The sequence below is a fragment of the Flexivirga alba genome, from assembly GCF_042661025.1.
GTDB classification, from domain to species: domain Bacteria; phylum Actinomycetota; class Actinomycetes; order Actinomycetales; family Dermatophilaceae; genus Flexivirga; species Flexivirga alba.
Map to the genome: position 1 here is coordinate 1,898,605 of NZ_JBHSWH010000001.1, position 16,084 is coordinate 1,914,688.

Consider the following 16,084-nt stretch of genomic DNA (forward strand, 5'->3'; position numbering starts at 1 on the left):
GACTCCTCCGGGATGCCGGACGTGTTGGCCCGCGCACTTACACGGGGTCCTCGCGAAGTATCGGAGGAGCGAAGCGGGGGAGAACTTCGTGGGGCCTTCATTTCGTCTCCCCGCTCTTCTCGCTCGGCACCTTGCGTATGGCGCTCCGGATCTCGCGGTCGCCACCGCGCAGCACTCCTGGTGCGGTCTCCCCGGCCTCGGGAAGCGACCACGTCGGCGTGAACCGGCCCGCCTCCTCCAGGACGGTGCGGGCCGAATCGGCCGGCGCCGCATCGACATACACCTCGGACGAGCCGAACAGCCCGCGTCCGTTGCGGGACCGGGGGTTGAAGACCAACTCCGCCAAGGTGTTTCGCCGATCCGGTGGTGGGAAACGGCGGGCCAGATCCGGCGACGCGGATGTTGTGTCGTCCAGCTCCTCGACCCGCTCGAGCGTGTCGGTGAGGTTGCCCTCCGCGGACGCCGGGACCGGCACCGTCGCGGACAGCGCCGGCGAGAGGTAGACCGGCCTGCGTTCGGTCTGCTTCGACAGGCCCCACGGCCCGACGTTGCTCTTGGTGAACCGGTAGACGACGTAGTCACACAGGTGTCGTATGTCGTTCATCGTCGGCAGGTGGAATCCAGGCCCCATGGCTGCGGGCGTCTTCTCCAGTTGCACCCAGGTGCCGGTCTTCGTCCGGCCGTGCAGCTTTTCACGCACGAGCGGCCCCTTGAGACCGAGATCCGGATAAAGCTTCTTGTCGATCTGCGGGTGGTGGCTCGAGAGCCGCTCGTGTGTCTTCGGGAACCGCCAGCGCTCGTAGAGCTCAGGGTCATCGACGAGGACGTGCCCGCCCAAGAGCACCTCGCGCAACTGCGGTACGTCGAGTCCGTGCCGCTCCAGGTCGGCGATGATCGTTGCCTCCGGACGGGTGAGGCGCTCGCCGGCCAACTCGAGGCCATCGCGGAAACCGCCGGCCTTCGAAGTGATGTCGACCAGCAATTTCACTCGTGTTCTTACGCGTTCGGCCGCCGCACCGCTGAGGGTGGGTACCGCGCCGGGTTCGGCGGGCTGCTCATCGGTCATTCCAGCACCGTATCCCCGTCCGTTGATGCGTCGAGGGGCGGCCGGGAGGCCGAGGTGCGGTCAACGGTCGTCAGGAGACCTTCCGGTTCCAGAGCTGATGAGTGAGACCGCTGGGCGAGCTGACCGTCGTGATGTCGAAGCCGTCCTCGATGCCCTCCAGCCCGCCGAAGAGGCTGGTGCCACGCCCGAGGGTGATCGGCACGACGGCGAGGTGCAGGAAGTCGATGAGGTCGGCTTCGAGGAATTGCCGCACCGTCGAAGGTCCGCCGCCGATGCGGATGTCCTTTCCGGGTGCGGCGTCCCGGGCCAGCTGCAACACCTCCGCCGGTGACCCTTCGACGAAGTGGAAGCTGGTGCCGTTGGGGAATTCGATCGACTCCCGGGGATGGTGGGTCAACACGAACACCGGTGTCAGGAAAGGAGGTTCGTCCTCCCACCAGCCCTGCCAACCGTCGTCCGGCCAGTCGCCGGTCTGCGGGCCGAACTTTCGGCGACCCATGATCTCGGCTCCGATGCCTTGCCCCCACAACGTGGTGAGGGCCAGGTCGACTGTGATGGGTGCGTCGACACCTTCGATCCCATGTATGCCGCGCCCGTCGAACTGCCCGAAGAGGCGCTCGGCGTCACCAATCGGCTGGTCGAACGTGACGTGTTCACCAGCGGCGAAGCCGTCGAGTGAGACAAAGAGGTTGTGGACTCGCGTGCGGCTCATGGTGCCTCCCGAAGGATGTGGGATCAGGGCTATCTGAAAGCCTATGGCCCTCATGGGACAGCTGCACGAACTTGTTTTCCGGAAGGCGATCCCGGCCGATGTGCCGGCGATCGTGGCGCTGGTCGAGTCGGCATACCGCGGCGACTCCAGCCGCGCGGGCTGGACGACCGAAGCGGACCTGCTGCGCGGTCAGCGAACTGACGCCGAGCAGATCGCTGCGCTGCTGACGTCACCGGACGGCGTGCTGCTCGTTGCACTGCGCGACGAGCAGGTCATCGCGTGCTGTCAGCTCCAGAAGCGCGGTGGGAGAGCGTATTTCGGGCTCTTCGCGGTGTCTCCACAGACGCAGGGCAGCGGCATCGGCAAGCAGGTCATCGCGTATGCCGAGAGGTATGCCGCAACGGAATGGTCGAGTCGGCACATCGAGATGACCGTCATCCGCCAGCGCGTGGACCTGATCGCCTTCTACGAGCGACGCGGATACCGAGACACCGGGATCCGGTCACCGTTCCCGTATGGCGACGAGCGTTTCGGCATACCGCAGCGCGACGACCTCGAATTCACCCTGCTGGAAAAGGATCTCGCAAGTCTCGGGTGAGTCAGCGCTCGCGGGCGGCGGCGCCGAAGAGCACCGGAGCATCGTCGGCGAGCGCCATCGCCAACTGCTTGTGAAAACGCGGCAGCAGGTCGGGGAGATCATCGACGTCGAACCACTGCACGTCCGATGACTCCTCATCGCCGACCCGTGCCTCGCCGGAAACCCAGCGGCACCGGAACGCGTGATCGAGGTACTGGCAGCGATCGCCGTTGTCGTAGGCGATCGGCCGCAGGGCGGTCACCGCGAGGAGCCGCTCGACCTCGATCTCGACGAGCGCCTCCTCGCGTGCCTCGCGCTGGGCGGTGATGTCCGGCTCCTCGCCCGGATCGCAGATGCCGGTGACCGGGGTCCACCGTCCGTTGTCGGAGCGGCGGACGAGCAGCACCTGCAGCCCGTTGGCTCCCTCACGCAGGATGTATGCCGACGCGCCCGGCATCCAGATCAGTTCGGTGCCGAGCTTTTCGCGGAGACCGGCGACATACTCGGGGATCGGCATACGGTGAGTCTAGGAAGTTTATTCTGGCCGGGCACGGAAGCTTGAGATGCGTTGGCGCTGCAGGGAGCTTGCGACTCGCAAAGCCAATGCAGAATAAGCCTCTAAGTAGCGCTCGTCGCGTCCTGGCAGACCCATCCGTCCGGAGTCGCACCGGCGTGCAGGAAGTCGGCCAGGTCGTCATGGGTCGCTTCGTCGAGGTCGAGGTCCGCCCGTGGGTAGATGATCGGCTCCTCCTTGGTGTTGTGCTGGTCGAGCATGGCGAGCAGCTCGCGGCAGCGGTCCGGCAGTGCCGCTCGGTCCGCGTCGCGGGCTGCGAGGTCGGCGTCGAGGTTGTCCATCGTGTCCCAGAGCGCGCCGTGCTCGCGCAGCATCACCATGACCGGCATCATCAGCCCGGCCGCCCGTAGCGGGGGAAGAGGAACGTCTCCTCGAGATAGATGTGCCGTCGCAATGCGGTCATCGCGCGTTGTAGTGGCTCCGGATCGAAACCACCGCCATCTGCGCCGGCCACGAATTGCTCTATGCCAGAGTCGATTTCGTGGTGCTCGCGGGTCAGTGCGGTGGCCAGCTCACCGATCGGGGTTGCGGGGTCGGTCATGGGAGCTCTCCTTGGGTTGGCGGTCACGCGGCCAGGAAGCTGCCGAGCACGACCAGGATCAGACTGAATACGCCGAGCGTGGCGCGCAGGATGGCGGCCGAGCGCCGTCCGCGCCGGATGGCCGCGTCATGGGTGGGGTCGCGGCCGGCTTCGAGCGCGGCGTGACGCAGCCGAGTCATCCGTCGGGCCTGCTGGACGGCGACTGTCAACAACCCGACGAGCAGCAGCGCCACGACCAGACTGCTGATGAGCGTGGCGTCCCACGCGTGGTCCCGCGCGACCAGCGCGCCGCTGACCAGCGCGATGACGAGGGCCGGAGTGCCGATCCACAGATAGGCGCGGCCCAGCGAGCGGAAGAACGCGACGCGGTGCGCCGGTTCGAGTGCTGCCGCCGCCGTGCGTGCGACGACGGCGATCGCGACATAGCCTCCGAGCCAGACGCTCGTGCTGAGGACGAGGATCGTGATGAGCACACCGTGGCCGAAGTTCGACATGTTTATGACAATAGATTGTTGTAAAAAATCGGGTAGGTCGGCCCCGGCTTACTCGACAGCGACTATCGCGGCGGTGGCAAGGTCAGCCGAGCTGTCCGGTGGGCCGCCAATTGTCGGCCCATGCAACCACGCTGCGCACGGTTGGGTCCGGGTCGTGCGCGAGTTGGCTGAGCAGGGACCGCGGTACGCCGGGATTGGCAGCGACCCAGCCGCGCACGTTGGCGGTGGAGTCCTGCGTGAGGCTGCGCAGAATGGGCTCAGGCGTCAGCGGTTGTCGTGCCACGCACAGCCGCACGCTGGGATCGGGGTCCCCGGCGAGCAACTCGAGGACGTCGACGGGGCACTGCTGGTTGAGCGCTGCGCTCTGCCGGATAGTCGGGTCGACACTTCGCGCAAGCATGCGTATTCGTCGGAGCTTGCCCTCGGTCGCGGGTGGACTCGGGTGCACTGCCCGGATCTCCTCGGGTGTCAGTCGTTCGTCGTCCGACTCGCGCAGGGCGGCTCGCTGGGCGGCACTGAGGAAGCTCACGCAGGACATCGCACTCTCCGTAGTGGGTCAGAAATAGAGCAGGTACGGATGTGGGCAAAGTTGCTGGTCAGGCGCGCAGCGACTGGCCAGCAACTTTGAACGCACCGCACTTGGACCTCGGGTTGCCGACTGTATGACGAGCCGGTGACACGATCAGGAACGGGGCGCCGGCACCTGCCTTGTGTGTTCAGGAGATTCCCAGGAAGCCGACGGAAGCTGCAGCAACTGGATCCGGTAGAGGGGTAGGGGTATGGCGTTCGGCAAGAAGGACAACGAGCAGCAGCAGATGGCACCAGCGCAGGCAGCCAGTCCCGGACCACCGCCCGGTAATCCCGCGAGCGGCATACCTGCGGCTGCGATGGAGCGGGTGCAACGACTGGCGGCACGTGAGCAGCAGGACAAGTCGGCGTTCACGTCGGACCTGTCGGTGAGCGAGTTCCTGCTCGTTCACAAGCTCGGCTTCGAAGCGCTCGGTTACGTCATGGGCACGTCGATCTACCACGTCGGGTTCCAGCCGCAGCGCTGGGGACAGTCGATGGAGCTCGAGGTTTTGTCGGCCGCGATGTACCACGCGCGGTCGCTCGCAATCGAGCGGATGCGCAGCGAGGCGCACGCGCTGAACGCCGATGGGATCGTCGGCGTCAAGCTGCAGATCCAGCGATACGCCTGGCAACAGGGCGAATTGGAGTTCATCGCGCAGGGCACCGCGATCCGCGCGCGGCAACCGAACTCGTCATACAAGTTGCAGGACGGCGGGCCTTTCACTTCCGACCTGTCCGGGCAGGACTTCTACACGCTGGTCCGGGCGGGCCATTTTCCGCGCGCGTTCGTTTTCGGTGCCTGCGTCTATCACGTTGCGCACCAAGGGATTCGGCAGAGCATGAAGATGGCCGGGCGCAACATGGAGATGCCGCAATTCACCGAAGCGGCATACACGGCACGGGAATTGGCGATGACGCGGATGGAGAACGAAGCCAACCGGTTCGGCGCTGACGGGATCGTCGGTGTACGCACCGATGTCAGCGCGCACATCTGGGGCGAGCACGCGTCCGAGTTCCTCGCGATCGGCACCGGAGTCGTCGCCTCCCCGGAGAGTGGCATGCCGGAGCCCACGCTCACACTCGGCCTGGATCACTGATGTTCGGCCGGAAACGGCAGCGGCCACCTTTGATGCCGCCGCCACCGGCATACGGGCCGTCGGTGCCGAAGCCCTTCTCGGAGCTGATGCCGCAGGGCCAGGAGAGTGCTCTCGCCCGGCTGGCCCGCACCGCACGCATACCCGACGAGGCGCGCACCTTGCTCCACTTGCTCGATACCGAGACGACCCAAGCTCTGCAGTTCCTCGGGCAGGACAGCAGCGCGGTGCGCGACAGTTACGAGGTCGAGCAGATCCGTGACGAGCACGCCCCGGCGGTCGTGCAGAGTTATGTGTCGGTGCCGGACGCCGTCGGCGCTACGTTGCCGGACGGACGCACTCTGAGCCAGGTGCTCGTCGGCAATCTCACCACGTTGCTCGGGGCGACCCGGGAGATCCGTCGACGCGCCACCGAGCGCGGGGAGCAGCAGATGCAGGTCAATGATGTTTTCCTGCGCGACAAGTTCAGCCCGGGTGACGATCAACTCCGGTTGCCGCCGGAGGACTGAGCACTGCGGCCCCGAACGGCACCCCGGCCTGGCAGATGACATTCGCGTAGAACGTCGCCTCACCAGTGCGTATGGCGAACTTCGCCTCCAACGCCAACTGCTTGAACCGCTCATGGTCGATCGCTTCGGGTGAGAGGTCGAGAGCGGTGAGAGCCCGCAGGCAGGTCGGGTTGGTAGCCAACATGTCGCGTGAGATCCAGCTCCGCTCGAGGGTGAGCCCCGGGATCACCGTCTGCACCACGTCTTCGAAAGTTGCTGCGCCATAACGGTATCCGAGGTCGACTGTCGGAACATCTCCTAGCGGAAGCCCACTGTCGCACACGACGAACCGCTCGGTATGACGCAGTCCGCCGAGGTGCCGGGCGAGCTCGGCGTGGATGACTCCGTGGGTGATCATGTGTTGGGCCTCGTCGTGATCTCGGGTGTCTCTTGAATGAACGTCGCCAGCCTGGCGAATTCGTCGTATCCGCCCTGCGCGGCCGAGTGGCGGACGGCGAGAGATCCGGCGGTGACGCCTGCGCGCAATGCCGTGCTCAGCGACTCGCCCTGGGCGAGTCGGCCGGCGAATACGCCGCAGAACGCGTCTCCGGCTCCAGTGCTATCGACAACGTCGGGCGTTGGAGGTGTCGTCGCGATCAGGGTGGATTCTTCGGTGCAGAGGATGGCGCCCTTCGAGCCGAGTGTGGTTGCTACCGCTGTGGTCCCACGTTCGATGAGTGACCGGCTGGCAGCGATCAAGGCATCGGTGTCGGAGGCGTCGATATCGGACTGGCCGCTCACTTCGGCAAGCTCGTGCTCGTTGACGATCAGCACGTCACAGTGGCGCAGCAGCTCATCGCTGAGTTGACTCGCCGGCGCTGCGTTCAGGACGAAGGTGCCAACGGTCGCAACGGCGACCCGTTCGACCACCGACATCGGGATCTCCAGCTGGCAGAGCACGACTCCCGACGCATCGAACTGCGGAAGCCCTTCTGCCCACTTGGAATTCGCACCGGGGACCACGAGAATTGTGTTCTCGCTGACGGACACCGTGATCCAGGCGCTCCCGGTCGGAGCGTCTGCGATCCGACCGACACCGTCGATATCCACCCCCGCCCGCTGGAGCGACTCCAGCGCCTGCGCCCCTTCCGCGTCGACGCCGATCCTCGCGACCATGCCGGTCCGTACACCAGACTTTGCAGCGGCGACAGCCTGATTGGCGCCCTTGCCGCCCATTGAGCTGCTGAGCGAGGAGGCAAGCAAGGTTTCGCCGGGGCGGGGAAAGCGCTCCACGTCGATCGTGTGGTCGACGTTGACCGAACCGACAACGGTGACCCGTTCACTCAAGGCCGTCTCCCGGCTGTGCACCGGTGATGAGCGCGACGAGGTCGTCGGGCGATACCGAGGCGACGTCACGACGGGCGACGGTCGTCCCACGACGGAGCACCACAGCGGTGTCGGCGAGTCGCTTGACCTGCGACATGTCGTGGCTGATCAGCAGGACCGTCACACCACGTTTCCGCAGGCCTCGCACCAGGGTCTCGACGGCCGCTGTCTCACGGACGCCGAGAGCCGCGGTCGGCTCGTCCATCACGACGAGCTGTTTGCCCCAATGCGCAGCACGCGCGATCGCGATACTCTGCCGCTGACCACCGGACATCCGGCGAACAGTGCTGGAAACGCTGGGGATGTCGACGTCCAGCTCGGTGAGGATCTCGGTTGCGTTCGCCCGCATGGTCGACTTGTCGAGCACGCGCAGTGGCCCGAACCCACGGGTGAGTTCACGTCGTAGGTAGAGGTTCTGCCAGACCGGGAGATCGTCGATGAGTGACAGAGTCTGATAGACGGTTTCGATGCCCGCACGGCGACTTTCGTCCGGAGTCGCGAAGCTCACCTCCGAGCCATTGATGGTGATCGTCCCGGTGTCTGGTGGGTGGACACCGGTGAGGCAACGGACCAGCGTCGACTTGCCGGCTCCGTTGTCGCCGAGCAGTGCGGTGACCTTGCCGCGTTCCAGCGCGAGGTCCGCGTGGCGGAGTGCCTGGACGGCGTCGAATGACTTGCTGAGGTTCGTGGCCTCCAACAGCACATCGTCGGTGGCCGGCTTGTGAAGCGTTACTTGGGTGTTCACGGTCTCGGTCCTTAACGCTGGAAGCGGGAGATGAAGGCAGCACCGAGTACGACGACACCGACCGCGATCGGCTGGTAGTACTGCGAGATGTCCAACAGGGTGAAGCCGTTGAGCAGCGTCTGCAACAACACGGCCCCGGCCGCGGCGCCGAGCACGGAAGCCCGCCCACCGCTCAGGCTCGAACCACCGAGCACTACTGCGGCAATGGAACTGAGCAGCAGATTTGTCTGCATGCTCGGATCCGACCCGCCGTTGTTGGACACGAAGAGCACTCCCGCGACGCCGCAGGCGAGACCCGAACCCGCGTAGGCGAGCAGTCGGACCCGGTTGACCGGGATGCCGACATCACGAGCCGCATCCAGGTTGCCGCCGGCGCTGAGCAGGTAGGTGCCGGTTCTGGTCCAGAACAAGACGAAGGCAGTGATCAGGGCGACGATGACACCGACCAGCCAGAACCACCGGATCGGACCGATGCCGTTGAGTGCCAAGCCTTGCAGGAAGCCCGAGGACACCGGGATCTGATTGCCGCTGGTCAGTAGCAGGGTCAGGCCGCTGACGACGGAGAGTGAGCCCAAGGTCACGATGAAATCGGCCATCTTCAGGCGGGCGACCAACACTCCGTTGACGACACCGACGATCGTGCCCGCCAGGATGCCGGCGACGATCGCAGCCGGAGTGCCCCAGCCGTGTGAGGAAGTCCAGGCGAGAACCGTTGCTGCCCAAGGCAGATTCGAACCCACGGACAAGTCGATACCGGCGACGGTGATGACAAGTTGCTGACCCATCGACAGGACGACCAGGATCGCCGCCGACACGAACAACGCCGTCATATTGCTCGACGTGAGGAACTTCGGTGTCGCGATGAAGAAAATGATGAAGAGCGCGACGAGCGCGATCGGCGCGGCATACCGCGCGATCGTCTCGCCGACGTTGCGTCTGGGCCGCGAGATCTCCTCGACGGGTGTAGCTGCAGTCTGTGCGGTCATGAGCGGATCTCTCGGGTCCGGTGGAATTGGTCGCTCACTTACTTGCTCGACTTCGGGGTTCCGAACGGGTCATCGAAGGCCCCGAACGGCTTGGGGAAGCTCGCGGTCGCCTTGTCGACGTTCGAGGAATCGATGAATGCGATCGGCGCGACGACCCGGCTCGGAATCGACTTGCCCTGAACCTTGGCGATGCACGCCTGGACCGCCATCTGCCCCTCGGCATACGGGTATTGGGTGATCGTGCCGGTGTTCTTGCCGGACTTCACGGACTTCAGCATCGCCTGGATTCCGTCGACCGAGATGATCTTGACCTTGCCCTCCTTGCCGGCGTTCTTGACTGCTTGGGCCGCGCCCAGTCCCATGGTGTCGTTGGCCGCGAAGATGCCGGTGATCGAAGGATGCGCCTGCAGCATTGCCGTGGCGACCGTGAGGCCCTTGTTCTGGTCGTAGTCGGCCGGCTGGGAGCTGACGACCTTGAGCTTGCCCTTGGTGACCTTCTTGAAGCCGGTCTCACGATTGATGCCGTTCTGCTCACCCGCGATGCCCTGCAGGATCGCCACGTCACCCTTGCCACCGAGGGCCTTAAGCAGTTGCTTGCCCGCCTGCTCGCCGGCGGACAGGTTGTCGGATCCGATGAATGACGCGTAGGCGACGCCGGCCTTCTTGGAGGCTGCGGGGTCGATCTGGGTGTCGAGGTTGAGGATCGGGATCTTCTTGCGAGCGACTGGCACCAGCGGGGTGATGACGTTGGTCGCATTGACCGGGACCACTCCGAAGCAGTTGTAGTCCTGTCCGGCAAGCGTCTGTATCTCGGCGTTCTCGCCCTGCGAATCCGTCTCGTTGGAGCCGGCTTTGACGGTCACCGTGACGCCCTGTGCCTTGCCTTCGGCGAGCGCGCCATCGCGCAGGGCAGCCCAGTAGGGGTTGGAGAAGTCGCGCGTGACGATCGCGATCTTGGCCTTGGCCGTTGGGTTAGACGATTTACTAGCGTCGGAACCGCCTCGGCCGCAGGCGGCGACGCTGGTCAGGGTGAGGCCACCGACGGCGATCGCGACGACCGTGGACTTCAGTTGTGTTCGCATTTCGACTCTCTCCGTTGATTGTTCGGGTGATTCAGGACGTGGAGCATGGATTCATTCGGCGGGAACGCCGCATGACGATCGCCGGATGAACCTGCATTCGGGATGGGCCGCAGGCAGCTGCTTGCCCGTCTCGTCGCGCAGGAGCGCAAGAATCGTCGCGACAGCAGACTTGGCGAGTTCTTCGATCGGCTGGGCGATTGTGGTCAGGGGCGGGTCGAAGAGGTCGAACCAGGGCGCGTCGTCGAAGCAGATCAACGACATGTCGTGGGGGACTCGCAGGCCGTGCGCTCGCAGCGCCTTGAGGGCGCCGACGCCCATCGGCCCGTCGGCCGCGATGATCGCGGTCGGGCGCCGCTGCTCCAGCAGTTTGGTGGTGGCTCGGTAGCCGCTGTTCAGCCGGAAGTCGCCCTCTTCCACGAAGATGTCTCGACTGCGCACGCCTGCTGCGACGAGCGCGTCGCGGATCTGCTTCCGTCGTACCCGACCGAGCGGGGTGTCCAACGGAGGCGACACGACGCCGATCCGTTCATGTCCGAGAGTCGTGAGCAACTCGGCCGCCTCGGCAAGGGCGCGTCCGGGGTCGCTACTGACGGATGGTAGGGCGCGCAGGCTGTTGGCCGCAGTTCCGTTCCCGGACACGGTGATCGGGCGATCGAGCAGGACGACCTTGGCACCCGAGCTCGCCACCGCGCGTAGGCCTGGTGTGGTGGAGGACGTCGGGACGAGGAGCACCCCGTCGACTTGGCTACCGGCCAGCATGTTGAGCAGGTAGTCGTCCTGGCGATCGGCGTCCTCGTCGGAGTTGCACAGGATGACCGAGTAGCCCTCTCGTGCCGCCTGGCGCTCGATGGCCCCTGCGAGCTCGCCGAAGAACGGGTTGGCGACATCGCTCACGATCAGGCCGAGACTGCGCGTGGATTCGGTACGCAACGCACGCGCAGCGGAATTCGGACGGTAGCCGAGTTCGTTGGCAACGGCTATGACGCGCTGCGCCGTCGCCGCGGAGATGCGCGGGTTGCCGGCCAGGGCCAGCGAGACCGTCGCATCGCTGACGCCTGCGGCAGCCGCGACGTCGCGCAGTCGGACCACCATTCGAACTCCTGCTTAAATCGATTAACTCGAACTATGGCAGAGCGTGGCGTGGATCACAACAGTCTTCTGAGTCCGAACTGGCCTGCGCTGGCCGGACAGCGGCCGCGGTCCACGACGCCGTGCGACCGGAAGATGTGCTGAGGTGGGGGTATGACGAACGAAACCTTCTCCTTGGCCGGGCACGATGTGAAGCGCGTCGGATTCGGTGCGATGCAGCTCCCCGGACCGGGCGTCATGGGCCCGCCGCGAGACCACAACGAGGCGATCGCCGTCCTGCGACGTGCGATCGAGTTGGGCGTGAATCACATTGATACCGCTGCGTTCTACGGGCCGGACGTGTCGAACGCGCTCATCCGTGAGGCGCTGCATCCCTACGGCGACGACCTCGTGCTGGTGTCGAAGGTCGGCGCCCGCCGCGACGACGCCGGCGGGTGGCTTCCTGCGCAGCGGCCGGAGCAGTTGAAGCAGGACGTGCAGACCAACCTCGATCAGCTCGGCGTGGACCGGCTGCCGGTGGTCAACCTTCGAGTGATGCCCAAGGAGGAGATCGGGGAGGAGAACCACCACCCGCTGGAGGAGCAGCTTGCCGCGATGCAGGAACTCGTCTCGGACGGTCTGCTCGAGGCATTCGGAGTGAGCAATGTGGCGCAGGCGCAGGCTCGGACGGCGATCGACGCCGGAGCGGTGTGCGTGCAGAACGCCTACAACCTGCTGCAGCGCGACGATGAGGCCACGTTGCGATTGTGCGCCGAGCGTGGCGTCGCCTATGTGCCGTTCTTCCCGCTGGGCTCGGCATTCCCGGGTATGCCGAAGGTGACCGAGGACCAGCGAGTTCGCTCGCTGGCCGAACAGCTCGGTGCGACTCCGTCCCAGATCGGCCTCGCCTGGCTGCTGCGACAGTCCGACACCGTTCTGCTCATCCCCGGCACGTCCTCCGTGGCGCACCTGGAGGAGAACGTCGCGGCCGGCCGCGTGGTGTTGTCGGACAGCGAGAGCGCCGAGCTGGAGGGCCCACTCGCCTCAGAGTGAGACCGCGCGGTTATCGCGTGCGCGGCGGCCAGGGCACGAACATGCTTGTCCGTGCCCGGTATTCAGCAACTCCCGGTCTGCCGTCCATCGCTCGCTCGGTCAGCCGGGCTCCACTGCCCCAGACCAGCAGCCCGGTCATGAGCACGGGCGAGGCAAAGGTCAGCGGCCCTGGCCAGGTGGAGCATGCGATCACGTAGACCCCGATCCAGACGCACGCGTCGCCGAAATAGTTCGGGTGACGAGACCAGCCCCACAAGCCGCGATCCATGATCCGCGGACGCGGGTCGAGCTGCTTGTACTGCTCGAGCTGGCGGTCGGCCAATGCCTCGACCACCAGCCCGCCAGCGGCGAGTAGGGCGCCGAGAACTGTGATGGGCCAGGCGAATCCGTGCGGATCCGTGCTCACGGCCACCACCTGGAGCGGCAGTGACACGATCCACTGCGTCACTCCCTGTATGCCGAAGACACTCAGCATCATCCTCGCGGTGGACCGGCCGTCAGCCATCCGCACATAGCGTGGGTCGTCTTCGTCGTGGCCGCGCAGCCTGCGCCATACGTGGAAGCCGAGTCGGGCGCCCCAGGCGCAGATGATCAGGGCCAACACGAGCCGGCGGGCGATCCCGCCATGACCCGTCAGCAGCCCGAGCAGCGCCACGGCCGCAAGGCCCGGCCCCCAGACGACGTCCGCAACCGCCCAACGGCTCGCCTGCCACGACCATCGCGCGGCGGCGCATTGGATGAACACCAACAGCACCGCGCTCGCGAGGGAGATCCAGGCGAAGTCACCCACGTGGGTCGCTCCACGTGGCCGGACGCACCGGGGGCAGCGTGCTGGGTCCCTGCCGGCGTCGGACCGCGACGATCTGATCGACGCCCATTCGGCCCTCTTCGAAGGCGAGCCGGCCTCCGGCCAGATAGAGCTCCCAGACCCGCAAGGTCTCCGGCGGCACGAGTCGCTCTATCTCGTGACGGTGCTGGTCGAAGCGTCGTTGCCAGGCGCGCACCGTCCACACATAGTGTTCCCGGAGGCCGTGGACATCGCGCACCTCCAGGTCCGCCTGCTCGAGTAACTCGACCGTGTCGCCGACCGGGCGCATCGTCATGTCGGGAGCGATGAACGCCTCGATGAACGGTCCGCCGCCGGGGTGGCGACCGCGACGGCTCATCTGCTGAATCAGGATGCGCGCGTCGTCGGTGGCCGCGTCGTGCAGCACGCGGGCATAGTCGGGATAGCCCTTGTCGCCGGCGTGCTCGCCCATCTCCAACGAGGCGACTGCGTCATACCGGCCGGTCACGTCGCGATAGTCCCGCAGCTCGATGCTGACCCGATCCTGCAGGCCGCGAGCGTGAATTCGCTTGTCGATGAACGCTTTCTGTTCCGTCGAAATGGTGACTCCGGTGACCGTGGCGCCGTAGCGCTCGGCCGCATGGAGGCTGAGCGACCCCCAGCCGCAACCGACGTCGAGCAGCCGCATCCCGGACCGCTGGTCCAGGCCGATCTTCCGGCATACCAGGTCGAGCTTGTCGCGCTGGGCATCATCGAGCGTGTAGCCGGCGGTCTCTGTGCTGGCGAGGTCCCCACTCGTGACGTAGGCGCACGAGTAGGCCATCTGCTCGTCGAGGATCAACTCGTAGAAGTCACTGTCAACGTCGTAATGACCGTGTATGACGTCGCGGTCGCGCGAGCGGGAATGCAGTTTGCCGGCGACCTTGATCTGCCCAGCCGGGTCCGTGGGTCGGCGTCCGAGGATGCCGTCGACCGTGAGGACTCCGCGCAACGCCGTCGCCATGTCACGGACGCCCGGTCTGCGCTCGGCCAGCCCACGCTGCGCACCGACACTACGAACGTGCTGCAGGACGTCCGCGATGGGTGCAGTGAGTTCGAGATCACCGGCGACATACGCCTGCGCGGCGCCGAGTTCGCCCGGGTGCCAGAGCAATCGGCGGAGCGCCTCCGGTCCGTGCAGCCGGACCTGCGGTCCGTGTGGGTCGCCGGCGACGCTGCCGTCCCAGGCGTGAAGTCGCACCGGAAGCGGACCGCGCAGGACCGGCCGGAGGGCCTCCTGAATGTTCTCGGCGATGCCCGTCACTTGCACCGACTTCATGCCGTCTCCTTATCCCTTACGAGAGTGATTTGGTGGACGTCGAGGTAGCCGGCGCGGAAGCCGCCCTCGGAGTACCGCAGGTAGAAGTCCCACATCCGACGGAACGTCTCATCGAAGCCGAGATCGTCCACGTGCGAGGCCTTTTCGGCGAAGGAGTTCGCCCAGGTGTCGAGCGTGCGAACGTAGGAGTCTCCGAGGGCGAGATCGCCCGTGACACGAAGCCCCGCCTTCGCGGCCGACTCGGTGATGAGCCGCACGGACGGGAGCGCCCCGCCCGGGAAGATGTACTTGTGGATCCAGGTGTAGGTGTGTTGGGTCGTCAGCGCACGGTGGTGTGGGATCACGATGGCCTGGATGGCAGCGCGTCCGCCGGGACGGAGGGCGCTCGCGATCTTCGCGAAGTAGGTGTCCAGGAAGTCGAGCCCGACCGCCTCGATCATCTCGACCGAGACGACCGCGTCATACCGTCCTTCCGCATCCCGGTAGTCGAGCAGATCGACGTGCGCCGCCGTGGAGACCCCCTCCGCTGCGAGCATCGTGTTGGCCCACTCCTGTTGCTGCTCGGAGAGCGTGATGCTGCGCACCACCGCTCCACGGCGGGCCGCACGAAGAGCCGATCCGCCCCAGCCAGAACCGATTTCGAGGAGCTCGGTGTTGCCGGTGACACCTGCCTCGTCGAGCAGACGATCCATCTTGCGGCGCTGCGCGGCGAGGAGGTCATCGCCGGGACCGTACAACGCGCTCGAGTAGGACATGGTCTCGTCGAGGAAGGACGCGAACAGATCATTGGAGAGGTCGTAGTGTCGCTCGACGTTGCTGCGTGAGTGTGCGCGATCTGGCCGGTCGGCGGACGGCTGCCGTTGCAGCACGAGGGCTCGGAGTGCGTGCAGCGGCCGCGGCACCAGTATCTCGACACCACGCGCGAACTGCTCGATCAACAGGGCCAGTTCGTCACTGTCCCACTCTCCTGCGAGGTAGGACTCACCGAAGCCGATCATTCCCGCGGTGCCGATGCGACGCATCATCGTTGTCGGGTCGTGGATGGTCATCGTCGGCGCGGAGGTGCGTTGGTCGCCGCCGAGCACCTGCCCGTCGGGGAGCACGACTCGAATCTGCAGGCGGGAGACGGCATACCGGAAGACGCGCGCGGCGATCGCGCCCGAGCCGACGGCCCGCCAACCGCGCGGCGTCCGCGCGACGTCCGGCCAACGCGTCGGGTCGATCGATGGGGAGGAGCGTCGCGCCGCGTCGTCCAGGAATTGCGCCGTCGCATCCGAGACGTGGCGGCTTGGGGCGCTGTGCGGAAGAGTGTCATGTCAGCTCCTCGGGCTGGTCGGGTCGGGGTTGTATCGGCAGTCGGCGGGCCCACAGCCGGATGCCTTGGAGGCGGATCCGGGCTGTGACGATCTGTGCGGCGAACGGCATGTGCAGGGCGAGCCGAAGTCGCTCGCCGTAGGTGCGTGGTCGAACGCCTTGCCAGGTGGCCACGAAGGGCCGCTCACCCGGTCGGCGCAGGGTGACTCGAATGTCGAAACCGGACGCG

At 66.1% G+C, this 16,084-nt stretch carries 21 protein-coding genes; 4 read left to right on the plus strand and 17 right to left on the minus strand.

Translation table 11 applies throughout. The features are described 5' to 3' along the window. Positions 1 to 97 precede the first annotated feature (97 nt). Positions 98 to 1,066, minus strand: a complete 969-nt coding sequence (locus tag ACFQDH_RS09420; protein WP_382400653.1) for a hypothetical protein — start codon at positions 1,064 to 1,066, stop codon at positions 98 to 100. Positions 1,067 to 1,136: 70 nt separating this feature from the next. Further along, positions 1,137 to 1,778, minus strand: a complete 642-nt coding sequence (locus ACFQDH_RS09425) for a dihydrofolate reductase family protein (RefSeq protein ID WP_382400655.1) — start codon at positions 1,776 to 1,778, stop codon at positions 1,137 to 1,139. Positions 1,779 to 1,830: 52 nt separating this feature from the next. Here ACFQDH_RS09425 and ACFQDH_RS09430 point away from each other — a divergent pair, with 52 nt between their 5' ends. After that, positions 1,831 to 2,376 (plus strand): GNAT family N-acetyltransferase, encoded by a 546-nt coding sequence (locus tag ACFQDH_RS09430; protein ID WP_382400656.1) that lies wholly within the window; start codon positions 1,831 to 1,833, stop codon positions 2,374 to 2,376. Between the two features lies 1 nt (position 2,377). Here the strand turns inward: ACFQDH_RS09430 and ACFQDH_RS09435 are convergent, their stop codons facing one another. The 5 genes from ACFQDH_RS09435 to ACFQDH_RS09455 all read right to left on the minus strand — a co-directional run bounded on the left by ACFQDH_RS09435 (position 2,378) and on the right by ACFQDH_RS09455 (position 4,502). Beyond that, positions 2,378 to 2,872 (minus strand): NUDIX hydrolase, encoded by a 495-nt coding sequence (locus tag ACFQDH_RS09435; RefSeq protein WP_382400658.1) that lies wholly within the window; start codon positions 2,870 to 2,872, stop codon positions 2,378 to 2,380. A 101-nt stretch (positions 2,873 to 2,973) separates the two neighbouring features. After that, positions 2,974 to 3,249, minus strand: a complete 276-nt coding sequence (locus ACFQDH_RS09440) for a hemerythrin domain-containing protein (RefSeq protein WP_382400660.1) — start codon at positions 3,247 to 3,249, stop codon at positions 2,974 to 2,976. A gap of 11 nt (positions 3,250 to 3,260) precedes the next feature. Next, positions 3,261 to 3,470, minus strand: a complete 210-nt coding sequence (locus tag ACFQDH_RS09445; protein WP_382400662.1) for a hypothetical protein — start codon at positions 3,468 to 3,470, stop codon at positions 3,261 to 3,263. 23 nt (positions 3,471 to 3,493) lie between these two features. Then, positions 3,494 to 3,964: a hypothetical protein gene (locus ACFQDH_RS09450; protein ID WP_382400664.1), complete on the minus strand. Its 471-nt coding sequence runs from the start codon at positions 3,962 to 3,964 to the stop codon at positions 3,494 to 3,496. Positions 3,965 to 4,046: 82 nt separating this feature from the next. Continuing rightward, a complete protein-coding gene (locus ACFQDH_RS09455; protein WP_382400666.1) occupies positions 4,047 to 4,502 on the minus strand; it encodes a HEAT repeat domain-containing protein in 456 nt (151 codons plus the stop codon). Positions 4,503 to 4,743: 241 nt separating this feature from the next. On the opposite strand from ACFQDH_RS09455, the gene ACFQDH_RS09460 reads away from it, so the two are divergent. Together ACFQDH_RS09460 and ACFQDH_RS09465 are read left to right on the plus strand one after the other, a co-directional pair. After that, complete coding sequence (locus ACFQDH_RS09460; protein WP_382400668.1) at positions 4,744 to 5,631, plus strand: heavy metal-binding domain-containing protein; 888 nt, start codon at positions 4,744 to 4,746, stop codon at positions 5,629 to 5,631. Further along, positions 5,631 to 6,137 carry a hypothetical protein gene (locus ACFQDH_RS09465; protein ID WP_382400670.1) on the plus strand — a complete coding sequence of 169 codons (507 nt, stop codon included), beginning with the start codon at positions 5,631 to 5,633 and terminating at the stop codon, positions 6,135 to 6,137. Before ACFQDH_RS09460 ends, ACFQDH_RS09465 begins: the two co-directional genes overlap by 1 nt. On the opposite strand, the gene ACFQDH_RS09470 is transcribed toward ACFQDH_RS09465, so the two are convergent. The 6 genes from ACFQDH_RS09470 to ACFQDH_RS09495 are packed head-to-tail and all read right to left on the minus strand — an operon-like array spanning position 6,094 to position 11,407. Next, positions 6,094 to 6,534, minus strand: coding sequence for an RbsD/FucU domain-containing protein (locus ACFQDH_RS09470; RefSeq protein ID WP_382400672.1), 441 nt, complete (start codon positions 6,532 to 6,534; stop codon positions 6,094 to 6,096). The genes ACFQDH_RS09465 and ACFQDH_RS09470 overlap by 44 nt on opposite strands. Continuing rightward, the gene (locus ACFQDH_RS09475; RefSeq protein ID WP_382400674.1) at positions 6,531 to 7,463 is read right to left on the minus strand and encodes a ribokinase; all 933 of its coding nucleotides are present in this window, start codon (positions 7,461 to 7,463) and stop codon (positions 6,531 to 6,533) included. Before ACFQDH_RS09475 ends, ACFQDH_RS09470 begins: the two co-directional genes overlap by 4 nt. After that, on the minus strand, positions 7,456 to 8,247 hold the full coding sequence (locus ACFQDH_RS09480) for an ATP-binding cassette domain-containing protein (RefSeq protein ID WP_382400676.1): 792 nt from the start codon (positions 8,245 to 8,247) through the stop codon (positions 7,456 to 7,458). Before ACFQDH_RS09480 ends, ACFQDH_RS09475 begins: the two co-directional genes overlap by 8 nt. Before the next feature lie 11 nt (positions 8,248 to 8,258). Next, positions 8,259 to 9,233, minus strand: a complete 975-nt coding sequence (locus ACFQDH_RS09485) for an ABC transporter permease (RefSeq protein ID WP_382400678.1) — start codon at positions 9,231 to 9,233, stop codon at positions 8,259 to 8,261. A gap of 38 nt (positions 9,234 to 9,271) precedes the next feature. Further along, positions 9,272 to 10,315, minus strand: coding sequence for a sugar ABC transporter substrate-binding protein (locus ACFQDH_RS09490; protein WP_382400680.1), 1,044 nt, complete (start codon positions 10,313 to 10,315; stop codon positions 9,272 to 9,274). Positions 10,316 to 10,366: 51 nt separating this feature from the next. Next, positions 10,367 to 11,407: a LacI family DNA-binding transcriptional regulator gene (locus ACFQDH_RS09495; RefSeq protein WP_382400682.1), complete on the minus strand. Its 1,041-nt coding sequence runs from the start codon at positions 11,405 to 11,407 to the stop codon at positions 10,367 to 10,369. Positions 11,408 to 11,557: 150 nt separating this feature from the next. Between ACFQDH_RS09495 and ACFQDH_RS09500 the strand changes: the two genes are divergently transcribed. Beyond that, the gene (locus ACFQDH_RS09500) at positions 11,558 to 12,436 is read left to right on the plus strand and encodes an oxidoreductase (RefSeq protein ID WP_382400684.1); all 879 of its coding nucleotides are present in this window, start codon (positions 11,558 to 11,560) and stop codon (positions 12,434 to 12,436) included. 10 nt (positions 12,437 to 12,446) lie between these two features. Here ACFQDH_RS09500 and ACFQDH_RS09505 read toward each other — a convergent pair whose 3' ends face one another. From ACFQDH_RS09505 to ACFQDH_RS09520, 4 genes are all read right to left on the minus strand, one after another. Then, the gene (locus tag ACFQDH_RS09505; RefSeq protein WP_382400686.1) at positions 12,447 to 13,226 is read right to left on the minus strand and encodes a DUF1295 domain-containing protein; all 780 of its coding nucleotides are present in this window, start codon (positions 13,224 to 13,226) and stop codon (positions 12,447 to 12,449) included. After that, complete coding sequence (locus ACFQDH_RS09510) at positions 13,219 to 14,541, minus strand: class I SAM-dependent methyltransferase (protein WP_382400688.1); 1,323 nt, start codon at positions 14,539 to 14,541, stop codon at positions 13,219 to 13,221. Before ACFQDH_RS09510 ends, ACFQDH_RS09505 begins: the two co-directional genes overlap by 8 nt. Beyond that, on the minus strand, positions 14,538 to 15,644 hold the full coding sequence (locus ACFQDH_RS09515) for a class I SAM-dependent methyltransferase (RefSeq protein ID WP_382400690.1): 1,107 nt from the start codon (positions 15,642 to 15,644) through the stop codon (positions 14,538 to 14,540). The genes ACFQDH_RS09510 and ACFQDH_RS09515 overlap by 4 nt, the downstream gene beginning before the upstream one ends. Before the next feature lie 208 nt (positions 15,645 to 15,852). Then, on the minus strand, positions 15,853 to 16,029 hold the full coding sequence (locus tag ACFQDH_RS09520; protein WP_382400692.1) for a DUF1365 family protein: 177 nt from the start codon (positions 16,027 to 16,029) through the stop codon (positions 15,853 to 15,855). Positions 16,030 to 16,084 lie beyond the last annotated feature (55 nt).